The 17,633-nt window shown below is 46.0% G+C and carries 14 protein-coding genes and 2 rRNA genes; 5 read left to right on the plus strand and 11 right to left on the minus strand.

Annotation, left to right across the window (positions count from 1 at the left end):
- Positions 1-112: 112 nt before the first annotated feature.
- From rrf to PP175_RS22500, 4 genes are all read right to left on the minus strand, one after another.
- Positions 113-229: ribosomal RNA gene (gene rrf / locus PP175_RS22485) — 5S ribosomal RNA — on the minus strand.
- A gap of 98 nt (positions 230-327) precedes the next feature.
- Positions 328-1,862: ribosomal RNA gene (locus PP175_RS22490) — 16S ribosomal RNA — on the minus strand.
- Positions 1,863-2,315: 453 nt separating this feature from the next.
- On the minus strand, positions 2,316-3,731 hold the full coding sequence (locus PP175_RS22495) for an NAD-dependent malic enzyme (protein ID WP_272440448.1): 1,416 nt from the start codon (positions 3,729-3,731) through the stop codon (positions 2,316-2,318).
- Positions 3,732-3,870: 139 nt separating this feature from the next.
- Positions 3,871-4,083 carry a hypothetical protein gene (locus tag PP175_RS22500; protein ID WP_272440449.1) on the minus strand — a complete coding sequence of 71 codons (213 nt, stop codon included), beginning with the start codon at positions 4,081-4,083 and terminating at the stop codon, positions 3,871-3,873.
- A gap of 168 nt (positions 4,084-4,251) precedes the next feature.
- On the opposite strand from PP175_RS22500, the gene dapD reads away from it, so the two are divergent.
- The 3 genes from dapD to PP175_RS22515 all read left to right on the plus strand — a co-directional run bounded on the left by dapD (position 4,252) and on the right by PP175_RS22515 (position 7,839).
- On the plus strand, positions 4,252-4,962 hold the full coding sequence (dapD, locus tag PP175_RS22505; RefSeq protein WP_272440450.1) for a 2,3,4,5-tetrahydropyridine-2,6-dicarboxylate N-acetyltransferase: 711 nt from the start codon (positions 4,252-4,254) through the stop codon (positions 4,960-4,962).
- A 55-nt stretch (positions 4,963-5,017) separates the two neighbouring features.
- On the plus strand, positions 5,018-6,151 hold the full coding sequence (locus tag PP175_RS22510) for an N-acetyldiaminopimelate deacetylase (RefSeq protein WP_272440451.1): 1,134 nt from the start codon (positions 5,018-5,020) through the stop codon (positions 6,149-6,151).
- A 527-nt stretch (positions 6,152-6,678) separates the two neighbouring features.
- Positions 6,679-7,839 (plus strand): aminotransferase A, encoded by a 1,161-nt coding sequence (locus PP175_RS22515; RefSeq protein WP_272443348.1) that lies wholly within the window; start codon positions 6,679-6,681, stop codon positions 7,837-7,839.
- Between the two features lie 63 nt (positions 7,840-7,902).
- On the opposite strand, the gene PP175_RS22520 is transcribed toward PP175_RS22515, so the two are convergent.
- Positions 7,903-9,087 carry an MFS transporter gene (locus PP175_RS22520; RefSeq protein WP_272440452.1) on the minus strand — a complete coding sequence of 395 codons (1,185 nt, stop codon included), beginning with the start codon at positions 9,085-9,087 and terminating at the stop codon, positions 7,903-7,905.
- Positions 9,088-9,287: 200 nt separating this feature from the next.
- Here PP175_RS22520 and PP175_RS22525 point away from each other — a divergent pair, with 200 nt between their 5' ends.
- On the plus strand, positions 9,288-10,109 hold the full coding sequence (locus PP175_RS22525; RefSeq protein WP_272440453.1) for an undecaprenyl-diphosphate phosphatase: 822 nt from the start codon (positions 9,288-9,290) through the stop codon (positions 10,107-10,109).
- Positions 10,110-10,146: 37 nt separating this feature from the next.
- Here PP175_RS22525 and PP175_RS22530 read toward each other — a convergent pair whose 3' ends face one another.
- From PP175_RS22530 to PP175_RS22545, 4 genes are read right to left on the minus strand one after another with little or no spacing between them, the layout of a single operon-like run.
- Positions 10,147-10,701: a YkoP family protein gene (locus PP175_RS22530; RefSeq protein WP_272440454.1), complete on the minus strand. Its 555-nt coding sequence runs from the start codon at positions 10,699-10,701 to the stop codon at positions 10,147-10,149.
- 31 nt (positions 10,702-10,732) lie between these two features.
- Positions 10,733-11,446, minus strand: a complete 714-nt coding sequence (locus PP175_RS22535) for a polysaccharide deacetylase family protein (RefSeq protein ID WP_272440455.1) — start codon at positions 11,444-11,446, stop codon at positions 10,733-10,735.
- A 22-nt stretch (positions 11,447-11,468) separates the two neighbouring features.
- The gene (locus PP175_RS22540) at positions 11,469-12,590 is read right to left on the minus strand and encodes an MGDG synthase family glycosyltransferase (RefSeq protein WP_272440456.1); all 1,122 of its coding nucleotides are present in this window, start codon (positions 12,588-12,590) and stop codon (positions 11,469-11,471) included.
- Between the two features lie 28 nt (positions 12,591-12,618).
- The gene (locus tag PP175_RS22545; protein ID WP_272440457.1) at positions 12,619-13,764 is read right to left on the minus strand and encodes an MGDG synthase family glycosyltransferase; all 1,146 of its coding nucleotides are present in this window, start codon (positions 13,762-13,764) and stop codon (positions 12,619-12,621) included.
- A 633-nt stretch (positions 13,765-14,397) separates the two neighbouring features.
- Between PP175_RS22545 and PP175_RS22550 the strand changes: the two genes are divergently transcribed.
- Positions 14,398-15,798, plus strand: coding sequence for a peptide MFS transporter (locus PP175_RS22550; RefSeq protein WP_272440458.1), 1,401 nt, complete (start codon positions 14,398-14,400; stop codon positions 15,796-15,798).
- Positions 15,799-15,864: 66 nt separating this feature from the next.
- Here PP175_RS22550 and PP175_RS22555 read toward each other — a convergent pair whose 3' ends face one another.
- Both PP175_RS22555 and PP175_RS22560 read right to left on the minus strand, forming a co-directional pair.
- Positions 15,865-16,728: an ATP-grasp domain-containing protein gene (locus PP175_RS22555; RefSeq protein WP_272440459.1), complete on the minus strand. Its 864-nt coding sequence runs from the start codon at positions 16,726-16,728 to the stop codon at positions 15,865-15,867.
- A complete protein-coding gene (locus PP175_RS22560) occupies positions 16,721-17,629 on the minus strand; it encodes an ATP-grasp domain-containing protein (RefSeq protein ID WP_272440460.1) in 909 nt (302 codons plus the stop codon). The genes PP175_RS22555 and PP175_RS22560 overlap by 8 nt, the downstream gene beginning before the upstream one ends.
- Between the last annotated feature and the right edge of the window lie 4 nt (positions 17,630-17,633).

The following is a 17,633-nucleotide window of genomic DNA, read 5'->3' on the forward strand; positions in this document are numbered from 1 at the left end:
GGAAATCCGGTTTCACCTAAAAGGTTTTTACAATTGGATTTTCCTATTGCGCATTGTTTCTTCCATGATTCAGTTTTCAAAGTGCAATGTGACAGCAACCGTTAGGTTGCCGGCCTGGCAATGTCCTACTCTCCCAGGGCGTTGCCGCCCAAGTACCATCGGCGCTGAAGGACTTAACTTCTGTGTTCGGGATGGGAACAGGTGTGACCCCTTCGCCATAACTGCCAGACAGCAAGATACTTAGTGTATCTCATTTTGTATTCAATTCCAAGAAGAAGTTCCTGGAAAACTGAACAGTGAAAGTGCCAGTGTGCCGATTCTCCATAGAAAGGAGGTGATCCATCCGCACCTTCCGGTACGGATACCTTGTTACGACTTCACCCCAATCATCTGCCCCACCTTCGGCGGCTGGCTCCTTACGGTTACCTCACCGACTTCGGGTGTTGCAAACTCTCGTGGTGTGACGGGCGGTGTGTACAAGACCCGGGAACGTATTCACCGCGGCATGCTGATCCGCGATTACTAGCGATTCCGGCTTCATGCAGGCGAGTTGCAGCCTGCAATCCGAACTGAGAATGGTTTTTAGGGATTGGCATACTCTCGCGAGTTAGCAGCCCGTTGTACCATCCATTGTAGCACGTGTGTAGCCCAGGACATAAGGGGCATGATGATTTGACGTCATCCCCACCTTCCTCCGTCTTGTCGACGGCAGTCTCCCTAGAGTGCCCAACTGAATGCTGGCAACTAAGGACAAGGGTTGCGCTCGTTGCGGGACTTAACCCAACATCTCACGACACGAGCTGACGACAACCATGCACCACCTGTCACCGCTGTCCCGAAGGAAGCCTCTGTCTCCAGAAGGGTCAGCGGGATGTCAAGCCCTGGTAAGGTTCTTCGCGTTGCTTCGAATTAAACCACATGCTCCACCGCTTGTGCGGGTCCCCGTCAATTCCTTTGAGTTTCAGCCTTGCGGCCGTACTCCCCAGGCGGAGTGCTTATTGCGTTAGCTGCGGCACTGAGGATTGGAGTCCCCAACACCTAGCACTCATCGTTTACGGCGTGGACTACCAGGGTATCTAATCCTGTTTGCTCCCCACGCTTTCGCGCCTCAGCGTCAGTTACAGACCAGAGAGTCGCCTTCGCCACTGGTGTTCCTCCACATCTCTACGCATTTCACCGCTACACGTGGAATTCCACTCTCCTCTTCTGCACTCAAGCCTCCCAGTTTCAGGTGGCCCTCCACGGTTGAGCCGTGGGCTTTCACACCTGACTTAAGAAACCGCCTGCGCGCGCTTTACGCCCAATAATTCCGGACAACGCTTGCCCCCTACGTATTACCGCGGCTGCTGGCACGTAGTTAGCCGGGGCTTTCTCGTCAGGTACCGTCAGACCGGGAGGTCATCCCGGCGGTTCTTCCCTGACAACAGAGCTTTACGATCCGAAAACCTTCATCGCTCACGCGGCGTTGCTCCGTCAGACTTTCGTCCATTGCGGAAGATTCCCTACTGCTGCCTCCCGTAGGAGTCTGGGCCGTGTCTCAGTCCCAGTGTGGCCGATCACCCTCTCAGGTCGGCTACGCATCGTCGCCTTGGTAGGCCACTACCCCACCAACTAGCTAATGCGCCGCGGGCCCATCTGTAAGTGTTCGAAAACTTTCCATCCAGAACCATGCGGTTCTGAATCCTATCCGGTATTAGCTTCGGTTTCCCGAAGTTATCCCAGGCTTACAGGCAGGTTGCCCACGTGTTACTCACCCGTCCGCCGCTAACTTTGAAAAGCAAGCTTTCCAAAGTCCGCTCGACTTGCATGTATTAGGCACGCCGCCAGCGTTCGTCCTGAGCCAGGATCAAACTCTCCAAAAAGGTTCGATGCTGTTCGCTCATATACGAGCTGGTCTTACTTTATATCCAGAATAGAATTCTGGGTCGATCGCACATTTGGCATTTCACTGTTCAGTTTTCAAGGAACATCCAAGCGCCTCAATTATCATTAGCGAATAAATCGGCAACTTTTATATTTTATCATTTCGCAAACGCAGTGTCAATAGTTTTTTGTTAAGTTGTTTTTGAAACAAATTGATAAAAAAACTATCTATGAGCAAATTACGTTTACTAGTTTCAAGCCGCTCCATCAGCGACAATGAATAATATATCATGAAATCCATCTACAAAGCAAGCATTATTTTTTAAATAAAAATCCCCTTCCAAAACCGTAAAAGTGAGAGGTTTATGGTGACCGTGGTCTCTGAACAAAATTCACACAGCTATCCACAAACCTCATCACAAAGTTCAAACCACTATCTCATAGTTGCCAAATTATCTGTATTCGCGAGGCACTTTACGTGCAACACCGCTTTTTATTGCCGCTTCAACCACAGCATCTCTAACCCGCTCTACAATCTGGCTGTTAAATACACTCGGAATAATATACTGCTCGTTTAATTCCGCATCCGTAATAATCGAAGCAATTGCGTGTGCGGCAGCCACTTTCATTTCTTCATTTACATCTGTAGCCCGGCAGTCAAAAGCCCCGCGGAAAATACCTGGGAAACACAGTACATTATTAATTTGATTTGGGTAATCAGATCGGCCGGTCGCAAGCACCCTCACTACGCCCACTGCTTCTTCGGGCTCGATTTCCGGTTGTGGATTGGCCATGGCAAACACCACCGGGTCCTGTGCCATCGATTTAACCATCTCCCTCGACAAAATGTTGCCTCGGGACACACCAATGAACACATCTGCGTCAACTAAGGCATCCTCAAGGCTGCCACGTATGTTATCTGGGTTTGTAATGGAAGCAATTTCAGTCCATACAGGATTCGAATAATGTTCCGAGCGGGATAAAATTCCATCCTTATCCACTCCGATTACGCTTCCTGCGCCTGCGCTTAAGAGAATTTTGGTGCAGGCTACCCCGGCAGCGCCCATGCCAGTGACCACAATCTTACAGTCCTCAATTTTTTTGCCGATAATTTTAAGCGCGTTTAGGAGTCCAGCCAGAATAACAACGGCTGTTCCGTGCTGATCGTCATGAAAAACCGGAATGTTAAGGCGCTCGCGTAGCGCTTTTTCAATTTCAAAGCAGCGCGGAGCTGAGATATCTTCCAGGTTAATCCCGCCAAAACCAGGCGCCATTCTAACGATCGTTTCTATAATTTCATTCGTGTCTTTCGTATCCAGGCAAATCGGAAAGGCGTCGACACCTGCGAATTGCTTGAACAGCATCGCTTTTCCTTCCATAACAGGCATCGCGGCATAAGGTCCAATGTCGCCAAGTCCCAAAACAGCTGTTCCATCGCTGACAATGGCTACTGTGTTACGCTTAATCGTCAATTTGTAAGCCTTTTCTTCATCTGCTGCAATGGCTTCACACACCTGCGCAACCCCCGGTGTATACACACGCGATAAGTCATCCCGGTTCTGGATTGGCCGTTTTGCCTGCATTTCTATTTTACCGCCAATATGTACGAGAAATGTCCGGTCTGATACCGTTAACACTTTTACGCCGGGTATTTCGGAGATTTTTTTTATGATGACATCAGTCTGACTCTGCTGTCTCGTATTAATCGTATAGTCGCGAACCGTAATTTCATTAGAACTTTCGATTACATCAATTGCAACAATGTCGCCATCGGCATCGCTGACGGCGGTTGCAATATCTACAAAACTGACCTTATGTGCTTCCATTTCCAGCCGGACTATTACACTGGTCCCTGACGAAGTTTTCATATGTGTCCTCACCCTTCCAATCTGCAAACGTAATAAATAAAATAAATATGTTTAAGGTTATAATATTTACCATGTATTTTACCTGATTACTCAAAACAAAAAAAGGGCAGATGCAATTTCGCACCCCCCTCATTCTTTCCTAGCGGATATCGCCTCTGTTGGAAACAGGATTGGCTCCCGCTTTTTGCGCCTGCCCTATTAAGGTTTCCATGCTGCCGACTATAGAGTGTAGCCTATCCATGTGCGTTTGCATTTCAGATGGGGAATTGACCGTTTTTTTCAGGCTCTGGGCTGTCGTTTCCAACTGATCAGCCAGCCTGTGCACCAATGAAATATCAAAAGGCTTGTTCATGAATACCGCCTCCCAAACTATGCTGCTAATAGTATGGATTAAAAACAAAATAGCATACTCTTCCCCATAAGCATGAATGTTTTATTCGTAGCTGCTTTTAACATTTGTTCACAGGATGTTATAATGCAAGCATGCAAAATACTTTAGCGTAGTGAAAGGAGAAACAAGATGAATTTAATGGATGCCAATCAGATTATCGAATTCATTCAAAAAAGCGAAAAGAAAACACCGGTGAAAGTACATATAAAAGGGAACCTAGAGGGAGTTAATTTTGGGCCCACAACAAAAGCATTTGTAACCGGAAATGTTGGCGTACTTTTCGGGGATTGGAAAGTAATTCAGCCGGTGCTTGAAGAAAATAAAACTTCAATTGAAGATTATGTTGTCGAAAGCGACCGTAGGAATTCTGCGATTCCTCTTCTTGACGCAAAAAATATTCAGGCCCGCATTGAGCCAGGCGCCATCATCCGAGATCAGGTAGAAATCGGAAACAATGCCGTTATCATGATGGGTGCAATGATCAACATTGGAGCTGTGATTGGCGAAGGCACCATGATCGATATGAATGCGGTCGTTGGCGGACGCGGCACAATCGGTAAGAACTGCCACATCGGCGCAGGCGCGGTTGTTGCGGGTGTTATTGAACCGCCTTCTGCTACACCGGTTATTATTGAAGATGATGTAGTTGTAGGCGCTAATGCGGTAATTTTGGAAGGCGTTCGAGTTGGTAAAGGGTCAGTTGTCGCCGCAGGCGCTGTGGTTATTGACGATGTACCGGAAAATGTCGTAGTAGCAGGTACACCGGCACGCATCATTAAAAAAATTGATGACAAAACGAAATCAAAAACAGAAATTAAACAAGAGCTTCGCCAGCTCTAATTGTCTGCTAAGTACTGCGAGGCTAAGACCGACACCATAGAAAGGAGAGCTGAGCATGACAACTGTTGTCAGTCCTTTCGTTGAGCTTCGCCGCCGTCTCCACCAAATTCCAGAACCGGGATTCGCTGAGTTTAAAACACAGCAGCTTCTGCTTGATTACCTGTCCACTCTTGAGCACGACCGAATGGAACTAAAGACGTGGAAGACTGGCATATTGGTGAAGATTAAGGGGAAAAATCCGACTAAACTCATCGCCTATCGCGCAGATATGGACGGGCTTCCCATCGAAGAAGAGACATCGTACGAATTTAGGTCCAGCCATCCTGGATATATGCACGCCTGTGGCCACGACATGCACATGGCCATTGGCCTTGGCGTGCTGACCTACTTCGTGGAGCATCAAGTAAACGATGATTTGCTTTTTATTTTTCAACCGGCGGAAGAAGGCCCTGGCGGCGCCTTGCCTATGATGCATAGCGAGGAGTTTCAGGCATGGCGACCGGATTGCATTTTTGGCCTGCATGTTGCTCCTGAGTATCCGGTCGGCACCATTGCCACGAAACCGGGCATTCTCTTTGCCAATACTTCTGAACTGTTCATCGACCTGACCGGAAAAGGCGGCCATGCGGCATTTCCCCACACAGCTAACGACATGGTTGTGGCTGCTGCACACCTTGCCACACAGCTGCAAAGCATTATTTCACGAAATTTAAATCCGCTTGATTCCGGTGTGATCACCATCGGAAAGATCGAAGCCGGAACGAAGCAGAACATTATTGCGGAGAAGGCCCGGCTGGAAGGAACCATTCGCACGCTATCGCTGGAATCCATGAGCAAAATAAAGTCCAGAATTGAATCGTTAATCAAAGGAATTGAGACTGGATTTGAGTGCCAGGCAGACATCGATTACGGGGCGAACTATTGCCAGGTGTATAACGATGAAAAACTCGTGCGGGGCTTTATGGACTGGGTAAGCCAATCCGGCAAGGCAGAAGTCATCGAGTGCACGGAAGCGATGACGGGTGAAGACTTCGGCTACTTTCTCTCCGAGATTCCCGGTTTTATGTTTTGGCTTGGTGTGGATACGCCATACGGCCTCCACCACGCCAAAATAGAACCTAGCGAGCAGGCAATAGAAGTTGCTATTCGCGTCATGACCGGCTATATTTCAAACATTGCCGGTGCGTAAAACCCGGTAAGGAGGACCTCGTTTCGTAACGAAACGGGGCCTTTTTTATCTTATAAGAAACTACATGTTGCTTTAAAGCGCTAAATTGGTACGGGATGGGGACCACTAGGTCCCTTGCTCTTTGTTCATATGAAAAGTTTATGGGCTTCACAGTGTTGAAATGCCTGGAGCGATATTTTAAATGGAACCTCCGGTCCCGAAGCACCGAAGAAAAACATCGTGAGGCGCATGTCCGCACCTTTCTTTCCCTTTGTGGAGCGTGAGGAACAGAGGGCGAAAAAGACCGGCAACTGTCTCCATCATTGAGATACCCAGATGTTTTGCCGGTCCGTCCGTCGTTCCACAAAGCGGCCGTAAAAACTTCTATGATGGGAAAGGAGAGAGCGGCATGGCCCGCGGTGTTTTTCTCACGTTGTCTGGCCACACTAAGCGCATTGCTGAATAATTATGTCCGCTTAAAACCAAATAGTAGTAGAATAGAAAAATAAGATTTTCCCCATGATAAGCGGAAAGGACGATTGCAGATGATGGAGCACCTCATTAACCCACAGGTTCAAAGCATTCAGATCTCAGGCATACGTAAGTTTTTTAACAGGGTTATCCATTACCCGGATGCCATATCGCTTACAATTGGCCAGCCTGATTTCCCAACACCGGAACATATAAAAAACAGCGGCAAAACAGCCATTGAAACAAATAGAACAACATACACACCCAATGCAGGACTGCCTGAGTTGAGGCAGGCGGCTGCTGACTTTTTATCCACCAAGTACGGACTGGTATACCGGGCCGAAGATGAAATCATAACAACTAACGGCGCCAGTGAAGCCATCGACATTACCCTTCGCACCATTTTAACAGAAGGCTGCGAAGTCATTCTTCCCGGGCCCGTGTATCCGGGTTATGAACCCATCATTACACTGTGCGGGGCGACCCCTGTACATGTAGATACAACGTCTACTCATTTCAAACTAAGCGCTTCTTTAATAGAGCAGCATCTTACAGCAAAAACCCGCTGCATTATCCTACCATATCCATCCAATCCCACAGGCGTTACACTGTCCCGTTCAGATCTTGAGGAAATTGCCGAGTTGCTGAAGGATAAGCCAATCTTTGTGGTTTCGGATGAAATATACAGCGAATTGGTTTTCGAAGGCAGACATGAGTCCATTGCCTCTATTCCATCCATGAGAGAAAAAACCATTGTCATCAATGGGCTTTCCAAGTCACACTCCATGACCGGCTGGCGCATCGGGTTTACTTTTGCCCCTGCCTATTTAACTGGCCAGATGTTAAAAGTCCATCAGTACAATGCGACATGTGCCAGTTCCATCAGCCAGTATGCTGCGATAGAAGCTTTAACAAACGGAATCAACGATGCTGCGATAATGAGGGATGAATACAGAAAAAGACGGGATTATGTCATGGAACGGCTTGAAAAGATGGGGCTTCCTGCGGTAAAACCGAATGGTGCCTTTTATCTTTTTCCTTCGATTAAGAATTTCAATATGCCTTCCTTTGATTTCGCTTTATCGCTATTAGAAAAAGAAAGGGTGGCTATCGTACCCGGAGATGCCTTCTCCGCTCATGGCGAGGGATTTATCCGTATTTCGTATGCCTATTCCATGGAAATACTGGAGGAAGGGTTAAATCGACTTGAATCTTTTATAACGACCCTTAACGCTTAATAAAGAGGAAAAGCCTGCTTAAGAATGAACGGATTCGTTCCAGCAGGCTTTTTATTTTGCTTATTATAAGGGCGGCAATGAGGAAAGCTTTTTAGATAAAGGAAAAGCCAGCAGAAGCAGGATACAAATCAACCCAATAACGCCGGGCCAGCCAAAGTGCATCCAGAAGAAGCCCCCTGCCGTTCCAGCAACACTTGAACCCAGATAGTAGAAGAATAGATAAAGTGACGAGGCCTGCGCCTTTTCCGTTTTGGCCCGTCTTCCAACCCAACTGCTGGCGATGGAATGGGAGCCAAAAAAGCCAAACGTAAAGATAGCAATCCCAGCGATCTTAAGCGCAAGGTTCGGAGATAACGTAATACACGCTCCTGCAAGCATAATTAAAAGCCCAATCCATAACACTTTGCGCCGCCCTATCTTGTCAGCAAGCCTGCCCATCCAGGTGGAACTAAATGTTCCCATTAAGTACACGATAAAAATCCAGCCTACCACTGTCTGGCTAAGCCGGTAAGGCGGCTCCACCAGCTGAAAGCCGATATAATTATATAGGGTCACGAAACTCCCCATAAGGAGAAAGGATATGCCATATAGGCAGAGAAGCCCGGGATCTCGCAGGTGATGCAGCAGTGAAAAGAATAAATTTCGCAAATTGAGCGGTTTCGGTTTAAAGTTTCTGGATGCAGGCAGGTTGAACCAGAACCATAGGCTGCACGCCAGGCTAATGATACCGATGGACCCCATCGCGATGCGCCAGGAGAAAAAATCAGTTATTGATCCCGTTATAATTCTCCCAGCCATTCCCCCGATTGAATTGCCGCTGATATATAAACCCATTGCAACGCCAAGGCTTGCCGGATCCACTTCCTCACCAAGATAAGCCATAGCAATGGCAGGCAGCCCCGCCAGCACAATGCCCTGTATGATCCGCATACCCAGCAGCGACATAAAACTCGGGCTCAAAGCCGTTAGCATAACGAGAATCGATGAAACCAGGAGCGAAATCGCCATGACTGGTTTTCGTCCCCATGATTCGGAAAGCGAACCAACAATGAGCATCGACACCGCAAGTGCGCAGGTCGTTGCTGACAAAGAAAGACTTCCGACAGCGGGCGAAACATTAAACTCCTTCGAAAATATCGGCATAAGCGGCTGCACGTCATACAGAATAGCAAATGTAACAAAACCACCGGCAAACAAAGCATAATTCGCTTTGTGAAAAGCAGGGGAACCCTGTTGTAAATAACTCACACAAAGACCTTCTTCCAACACCATAATCTATCTTTTTATTCTACTAAAATAGAACGTATTCTGCAAAAAGTGACACGGCATGTATCATGAACGCTGTCGATTTTTCTCATAATCCCCATAAAATTTTACCCAATCTTAACAATGCGTTGTTATAATTAGTACGAATTGCATATCAACCCGTACAGAAAGGACAAGCGAATATGTCATTTATTCAAACGGTTATTATCGCTATTATCCAGGGCATTACTGAGCTATTCCCGGTCAGCAGCGTGGCGCACGGCGTTCTTACACCTTACGTGTTCCGCTGGGATCTTGATCCCCAGTTCTTAAAAGAACACTTTCTTGCCTATGTAGTAATGCTGCATCTGGGAACCGCAGTAGCCCTGCTCCTATTTTTTTGGAAGGAATGGGTTGCCATCATTCGTTCCTTCTTTGACGGAAGCATGCGCAACAGCCGCAAGGTATTCTTGTTAATCGTGGTGGGCACGATTCCGGCGGCGATACTGGGACTTCTGCTGGAAAAGCGGCTTACGCTCCTGTTCAGCAGTGTAACAAGCGCGGCAATTTTCCTGATCTTAAACGGTTTTCTCTTGTTTTTCGGTGAAAAAGCAAGCTCCAGAGGCAAATTAGAACTCGAAGATTTATCATACAAGCAAGCAGTGGTGATCGGGTTCTTCCAATCGCTGGCTCTCGTTCCGGGTTTCTCCCGTTCCGGTGCCAGTATGACAGCCGGTTTCTGGATGGGCCTAAAGCATGAGGCTGCTGCCCGTTTCTCCATGCTGCTGGCCACCCCTATTATTTTAGGTGCAAGCGTAAAAGAGCTCCCTAAACTGTATAAATCACATGTTCCGGGCTTATTCGCGAACTCCTTGTTAGGAGGAGTCTTATCCGGTGTCTTCGCATTGATAAGCGTTTGGATTTTAATGCGCTGGTTTAAGAAACGCGAAATTAATGCCATGAGACCGTTCGCCTACTACTGCTGGGGTCTAGGCATTATCATTCTGCTTACTAAATTTATCTAACGGGATTCAAACAGCCGATCGCTTATGCGGTCGGCTGTTAATATTTTTCCAACAATTTCTTTGATGAAAAAGCTATAATTTTAGGCACAATAAGTTCAGTGTTTGCTGTTACCCTCTTTTTCCCTTCAGGATGGATAACGGATAACAGCAGGCGAAGGTAATGCGTCGTCAGGAAGCGGAAAATACCCCGCTGCATCTCAATTACGGTAAAACCAAGTTTTTCTGTTCCCCTGTAAATGTGTGAGATGCCGTATAAAGCCTTAATATCCTGATAATCAGCCTGCGTTCGAATCCGATCCGCTAGTTGTGGGAGCAACTGCTCGGTTCCGCGGATAAGGTGGATGGCAAGGTGGACGGTAGATTTTGAGCCAGCTGCCAGTGCAGCAAGCGTTTCATTGTCGAAATGCAATTCAAAAATTCGGTCACCCCTGCGAAGTTCTTCACCATCATTCAGTAGGAGCGGCTGACCTTTATAGGTGCGCAATCTGATCTGAAGCAGTGGATGTTCTTCATCTATGGGCTTTACTTTATAAAGAAAATGAAATAATTGCTCCCACTTCATCCACAGGCGAAAAATTCTCCGCTTGCCCAATGTAATGTCCCCTCTCTTCGATCCCGGGCATCTAACTCCTGTATTTCATACCGGTCATTTCATCGATCCTCTTGCATATATAATTACGGAAATAGATCTCTTTCAGGACATCTTCCAAAGCCTCAAGCATGTAGGTGGGGGAATTTGCATCCGCGCCAAACGCTTTATCGCTATCATGCAGACAGATAACAGAACCGCTCTTCATTTTCTTCAGCAACTGCCTTCTTATTCTTTCACTTCCTCCTTTGCAGCTCCAATCACCAGCCATCACCGACCAGAGAATTAATTGGTATTGCTTTCTAAGCCGGAAGTCGAATAAGTTTAAAAGTCCCCATGGCGGCCGGTAAAAAGCCGGTTTTTTGCCGGTAATATCTTCAATGATTGCCGCCGTTTCCTGCAGCTGCCTTTTGACTGTCCAAGGAAACATGAGCCAGTTGGTCCTGTGTACGTAATTATGCATCCCGATCAGGTGTCCTTCTTCATGCATCCGGGCAATGAGCTCTGGGTACGTCTTTGCTTGTGAACCCAGCACGAAGAACGTTGCTTTCACCCCATATTTCTGCAGGAGGTCCAGAAGCAGCGGAGTAAAAGATGGATCAGGGCCGTCGTCAAATGTCAGCGCAATTTCTCTGCCTCCCTCACTTTTTCTAAAAATACCGATCCCAAAAATCCTTGTAATGATTCCAGGTACGGCCCAGTAAGCAAAGATTGGGAGCAGGGTTCCCCACAGCAGAAATTCTCCCATAATACCCTCCAGAAACATTTACTTATTGACGTATCAGAACATTGTTCATAATATCAGTAACAATGGTGTCTGCTGCATTCCTTCTCTGCAGCCGAAGAATCGCTTTTTTCATCTCAATAAGACGTTGGTTATCAGCAAGAATATGGCTTACCTTCTTGGTTAATTCATCAATATGCTCAGCAGTGATGGCTGCTCCGGCTTGGGACAAGTAATCTGCATTTTCTTTTTCCTGTCCCGGAACCGGCCTGAAAATTACGATAGGCAGTGTCACAGCCAAAGCCTCGGATAAAGTAACTCCCCCCGCTTTGGTCACAATACACGAGGCCATTCGCATCACATTGTGTACATCCTCAACAAAACCAAGCACACTTACATCCTGGTTGCGCGCGAACCTGGCATCCATCTCTTTCTTTACCTTGTCGTTGCCGCCGCAGACAAGAAGAACCTGAACCCCGTCGATAAAGGAAATCGCCTCGCACAGCTGTTTTAATTCAGCTAATACACCATATGCTCCGCCCATGATTAAAACCGTTTTCTTCAAGGGGGAAAGACCAAACCTTTCATATGAATAAGGAAGGGGTGCTTGCTTCTCGAAGCCCTCCCGCAGCGGTATGCCGCTGACTTTTATTTTTTCCGGCCGAATTCCCTTGGTTACCAGCTTTAGCTTAATATCCCTTGTTGGCACAAAATACTTATCGATACCCGGATGAAGCCAGCGATTGTGAATGGTAAAATCGGTAAGAACCGTATAAGTCGGGATTTTCTGACCAATCTTTTTGCACAGTTCCGCCATCGCCTGCATGGGGAATGTATTGATGACGAGATCGGGTTTTTCTTCTTCGATTATTTTTTTAAGCTCCCGAATTCCAAAAGCATTAAATCGGCTGGAAACCGGTGTATCATGGCGCATATCTTTGGTGCGATCATAGAGCCAGCCATAAACAGAGGAAAAAACGGTGAAGCTTTTTATATAGATATAGCGGGAAATCGCATCAATCAACGGATGGGCCTGCGCGAATAAATCCATCAGAACGATATTTCGTATGCCTCTATCCTGAAACCGCTTCATAAGGGCCTCTGATACTTGAATATGGCCTTTTCCGTAGCTTGCATAGAGAATGAGCACTTTAATATCTGGATTCATTGGTCACACTCCATATCCTACCCAGGATTTATATTCTGACCTCCGCTTTCGTCTGGAAGATGATGTCTAGCGCGTGAAAAGCGGCCAGCTTGGTATGAAATTGTCTGGATCTATCTTTCATACAGGATAGCCAGTTCGGATTCTCTAATAAAAATTCAAGCTTTCTCACGAGATCAAGCGGATCTTCCGCTTGCATGGCAACGCCGGCCTCCACAAGAAACTTGGCGTTCTCCTCTTCCTGGCCGGGAAGAGATTTATAAAGCAGCATGGGCAGTTCCATCGCGATCGCTTCTGAAGTAGTAACCCCGCCTGATTTGGTAATCATAATGTCAGCGATGGCCATAAATTCATGAATGTGGCTCACGTAGCCCGTAAGGATCACGCGGTGCTTGGAAGTTTTAAATTTTTCCTCCAAGCGCTGCTTTAATTTCTGATTATGCCCGCATACAATAATGAACTGTACGGGCTCGGGCAGCGCTTCGAGTGCCTTAAAAGTGGCTTTTCCTTCCCCAATAATCCCCGCTCCGCCCCCCATAAGAAGAACCGTTGGCACATTTTCCTGCAAGCCATGTTTCGCTGCCAGCTGCTCCCGTTTGTAGGATTTCGTAAATTCCGGACGCACAGGAATGCCAGTGACAGCAATTTGGGTGTCAGCTATCCCGAGTTCCCGAAGAGCAAGCCGGACCGGATTTGATCCTACGATATATTGATCCGTATTCGGGTGAATCCAGGAACGATGATCCGTATGATCGGTTATAACGGTCACGGTTCGGCAATCAGTCAAACCGAGCGACTTCAATTGGGACATGGCCGCAGCCGCCAGTGGGAATGTACTAATCACAATCGATGGCTGAACTTTCTGGATCAGCTTTAATATTCTATTGAGCCCAAATATATTAAATGTTTTTAAAACCCTGGGATAAGGGTTTCCTTCGCGGGTTTTTTCATAAAAATACCCGTAAACATAAGGGAACTTTTTCACCCCCTGCATGAAAACGTAGTGAGCAATTGAGTGAAGATAAGGATGTGTCCATTTCATAAAATCCAAAACGACCGATTCAACATGTGGTAAATGCATACGCATTGCTTTGCGGATCGCGTAAGCCGCCTGCCGGTGTCCGTCTCCGTAATTTCCAAAAAGAATAAGTATCTTATCCCTCTTCATTGTCTTCATACATTCACCATATTAATATGACCTTTTTGCTTTCTTGTCTCATATAGGTTTCCCGAAAAAACACGTCTTTATTGTAGTACTTCCTCATGCGCTGCTCACCAAAACAACCAGCCCACCTGGCATTTTCCGGGTAGGCTGGCTTATTAAAAGAGATGGATATGCCATCCGTTTATTCTTGTTGACTCTAAAAAGCCGTTTACCCCATTTTATACAAATTGACACCTAATATGACAAATCGTTTACCTATACCCTCCCCTACTCACCCCTACTTACAATATTATAGTTAACTTCCCGCAAAAGCGCACCCCTCATCTACACTTTTTTCGGCACAAGCGCCATATTCCCGTAAAATACGACATAGATCACAATAATATATTCCGTGTTTTTGATTGATTTATAAATTATTTTTCTAATTTCACCCCCTGACTATCGAAAAAACTTACTTGCAAAAGTTTCGCATATCATCAAATATTCCTTAATAGTAATAGATGTATAAGCAATTCCCTATCTCTTCCACATCGCCAGGAACGACATATATTTTTGTCTATTTCCACAAAAAAACATTGCGTGTAAATTATTTGTAAAATAAAATTATTATTATTGTTAAAGAATAAGAGCCAGGAGGTTGGGTAAGTGGGAGCAGCTTTAGAGCTACAAAAAAACGATCAAAAACTAAACAAGCCGCAAAAAGAAAAACATCCACCAGGTTTGTACCTGTTGTTTTTTACAGAGATGTGGGAGAGGTTCAGTTATTATGGTATGAGAGCGTTGTTGACGTTATACTTAACAACAGCCCTCGTCAGCGGCGGACTGGGTTTCGATGAAGGTGTTGCGGTAAGCATATATGGTTTTTATACCGGCGCCTGCTACTTTACCCCTATGCTTGGCGGTTATTTGACAGACCGGTTTATTGGCAGAAGAAGGGCCATTACCATTGGCGGCGTAATCATGGCGCTCGGTAACTTTGCTTTATTTGCGCAGCAAAGCAAAATGGCTTTGTATGTTGGACTTGCCCTGTTAATTATCGGAAATGGATTCTTTAAACCCAATATTTCCACCCTTGTTGGTGAATTATATGGAGAAAATGACAAACGTAAAGATGGTGCTTTCACCATTTTCTACATGGGTATTAACGTTGGTGCTTTCTTCGCGCCGCTCGTTTGCGGCGGCCTTGCCGAAACGTATTTTAAAACATCTTTTGACGGGCTCATTCATTATGGATTTAAGTACGGATTTTTAGCTTCGTGTATAGGCATGGTTATCGGGCAAATTATCTTTAACGCGCTGGGCAATAAATACCTCGGCAATATCGGTAAAGTGGCAACTGGAAAAGTTGCGAAAGCGAAAACCAATGCTACATCAGCCAAAACGCCTTTAACAAAGAAAGAGAAGCAGAGGACTGCTGTTATTGTTATTGTAACCTGCTTCGTGGTCTTCTTCTGGGCTGGATTTGAACAAGCAGGCAGCTCGCTGACTTTATACACTGACAAATTTATTAACCGACATATATTTGACTGGGAAGTGCCAACATCTTGGTTCCAGTCGTTAAACCCATTATTTATCGTCATCTTAGCTCCGATTCTTTCCGCGTTGTGGTATAAACTCGCTAACTCCAAAAGAGGCGACATTAAGATCCCGACGAAAATGGGACTCGGTATGGTGCTGCTTGGTGTGGGTTACATGGTGCTGCTTGTCGCTGTAACGAAAACAGGCAGCAATGAGCAGCACATTATGACCAAAGCAAATATCTTATTTATCGTGTTCACCTACCTGCTTCATACGCTCGGTGAGCTGTTTCTGTCACCGGTAGGTTTATCACTCGTAAGTAAAATAGCCCCTGTGCGCCTGGTCTCCTTGCTTATGGGTGTTTGGCTGGCAAGCACTGGTGTGGCCAACATCGTAGGCGGACAATTGGCATCGGCCATTGAATCCCTAGGTTATTTCCAGGTATTTAGCTTAATCGGTGTGTTATCGATTGTATTCGGCCTGATTCTTCTGGCCATCTCAAGAATACTTGTACGCATGATGCAATAGAGCCACTATCTCATCATGTCGAAAAAAAAAGAGATGTTCTCCCGGAACCGGGGAAACGTCTCTTTTTTAGTTCGCGTGCAGGCAGTTATCCAAGATGTGGCGCAAATAGATGCGAACGATATTAATGTCTGTATTCTTGCTTAATGTCCTGCTTCCCACAACATCTTCAATTTCATTCAATAGAAAATTCCCGGCTTCATCAAATATGAAATCGATGCCCACCATGCCGAAGTCAAACAGGCCCATTATTTTACGCACGATCCGCTGCTCCCTCGCCGATAATTGATAGACGCTGGATGTTCCCCCCAGCGAATAATTTGCCCGAAAGTCTGTGTTAGATTCTCTTAGGATAGCCGCCACAATTTGCTTACCCACAACGAAAACCCTGACATCCCTGCCGGGGGCGGCCATTTTCTGAACAATAATATTTTCATTCTTCTCCTTCCCACAAAATAAGGAGATATCATCCAGGCACTCCATCTTATATACCTGTTCGCCTCCTCTGCCCCTTACTTTCTTCACGACACACGGGAAGGCCATGGAAAAGGAATCTTTGCGAAAATCATCTGTGTTTAAAAACACCGTGTCGGCCATCGGAATGCCGTGCCGGGCCAAAAATTGATGCGTCTTCGCTTTATTGTTAGCTATCTCTGAGACAAAGGCAGAATTGTATACGTTGATGCCGAGATACTGTAATTGCGAACTGAATAGTTCATCGATGTTTCGCACGATGGCAAAGTCAGGCTTATCTATTTGCACCTGCTCATAAGTTGCGTACAATGAAGCATTTTTCACACCGATTGTAAATTTCTCTTTATACATAACGTTAAGATCAATAGCCAACTCTGCTGCTTCTGCCACCATCCACCGAATGAATTCCCGATTTCTTTCAGCATCACGCTGGTTGTAGATAAGCCACGCTTTATACATGCTTTATTCCGTCCAATTCATCCTTAATGTATTGCATCATGCTTTTCGCTACATCGATTCCCGTACAGTCAAAAATGTTTTTAAAATGAGCATTGGAGTTGATCTCGCATAAAACAGGTTCGTCGTCTTTTCCAAATAACAGATCCACACCGGAAAAGTCGGCCCCGACCAGTTTGGAACATCTAACAGCCAGTTCAACCTCTGAATCAGTAGGTGTATAGTTATACATTTTTCCGCCTGCCGTTACATTGGCCCTGAAGTCGTTCTCAGATTTTCGAAACATGGAGGCTGCCACCCTATCACCCACTACATTGAGCCTGATATCCCGCCCAAAGCTTGTCTCAATGAACTCCTGAAAAACATAAGGCTTACTCCCCAGCTCCACAATTTTGCTCATCATTTCTTCTTTATTGTGGATGAGATATACCTGGGAACCAAACGAGCCAAACACCTCTTTAATGACGAGCGGGAAGTTTAATTCATCCACCACATATTCATACGGACTGAAATCAATTATTTGACAGTTATCAAATACTTTGGGGGTAATCAATGTCCTTGGCATGCGGATGTGATGATCAGCAAGCATCTGGTAGGTTAAGGATTTGTCGTCGCAGATCTCTATAGTGCTCGCGCTGTTGTATAGTTTAAAGCCCATCTTCTCCAAATGCCTGGCCAGCCTGATATCCTTGTCCCAGAAGAATACGAAATCAGGACGAGATCCTTCATACTTTCCTTTGATGACAGAAACGCCATCTATAATAGAAGCAATCAATTCGTTGTTTTTAATGCTTCTCATGTCAAAACCAAGTTCCTTTCCCGTCCGCTCCAGCCACCTCACCTGGTACAGGAATTTCTCCGCGTTGAGATTGCCGTTGTAAACGATCCAGCCTTGTCTGCTCATTTCG

The organism is Aneurinibacillus sp. Ricciae_BoGa-3, from assembly GCF_028421645.1.
Lineage (GTDB): Bacteria > Bacillota > Bacilli > Aneurinibacillales > Aneurinibacillaceae > Aneurinibacillus_B.

Bases quoted from the DNA above. Each gene is read 5' to 3' on its own strand.
- dapD (WP_272440450.1), top strand. From the start codon at position 4,252: ATGAATTTAATGGATGCCAATCAGATTATCGAATTCATTCAAAAAAGC.
- PP175_RS22515 (WP_272443348.1), top strand. From the start codon at position 6,679: ATGGAGCACCTCATTAACCCACAGGTTCAAAGCATTCAGATCTCAGGC.
- PP175_RS22555 (WP_272440459.1), bottom strand. From the start codon at position 16,728: ATGTATAAAGCGTGGCTTATCTACAACCAGCGTGATGCTGAAAGAAAT.
- PP175_RS22495 (WP_272440448.1), bottom strand. From the start codon at position 3,731: ATGAAAACTTCGTCAGGGACCAGTGTAATAGTCCGGCTGGAAATGGAA.
- PP175_RS22540 (WP_272440456.1), bottom strand. From the start codon at position 12,590: ATGAATCCAGATATTAAAGTGCTCATTCTCTATGCAAGCTACGGAAAA.
- PP175_RS22535 (WP_272440455.1), bottom strand. From the start codon at position 11,446: ATGGGAGAATTTCTGCTGTGGGGAACCCTGCTCCCAATCTTTGCTTAC.
- PP175_RS22525 (WP_272440453.1), top strand. From the start codon at position 9,288: ATGTCATTTATTCAAACGGTTATTATCGCTATTATCCAGGGCATTACT.
- PP175_RS22500 (WP_272440449.1), bottom strand. From the start codon at position 4,083: ATGAACAAGCCTTTTGATATTTCATTGGTGCACAGGCTGGCTGATCAG.
- PP175_RS22545 (WP_272440457.1), bottom strand. From the start codon at position 13,764: ATGAAGACAATGAAGAGGGATAAGATACTTATTCTTTTTGGAAATTAC.
- PP175_RS22510 (WP_272440451.1), top strand. From the start codon at position 5,018: ATGACAACTGTTGTCAGTCCTTTCGTTGAGCTTCGCCGCCGTCTCCAC.
- PP175_RS22560 (WP_272440460.1), bottom strand. From the start codon at position 17,629: ATGAGCAGACAAGGCTGGATCGTTTACAACGGCAATCTCAACGCGGAG.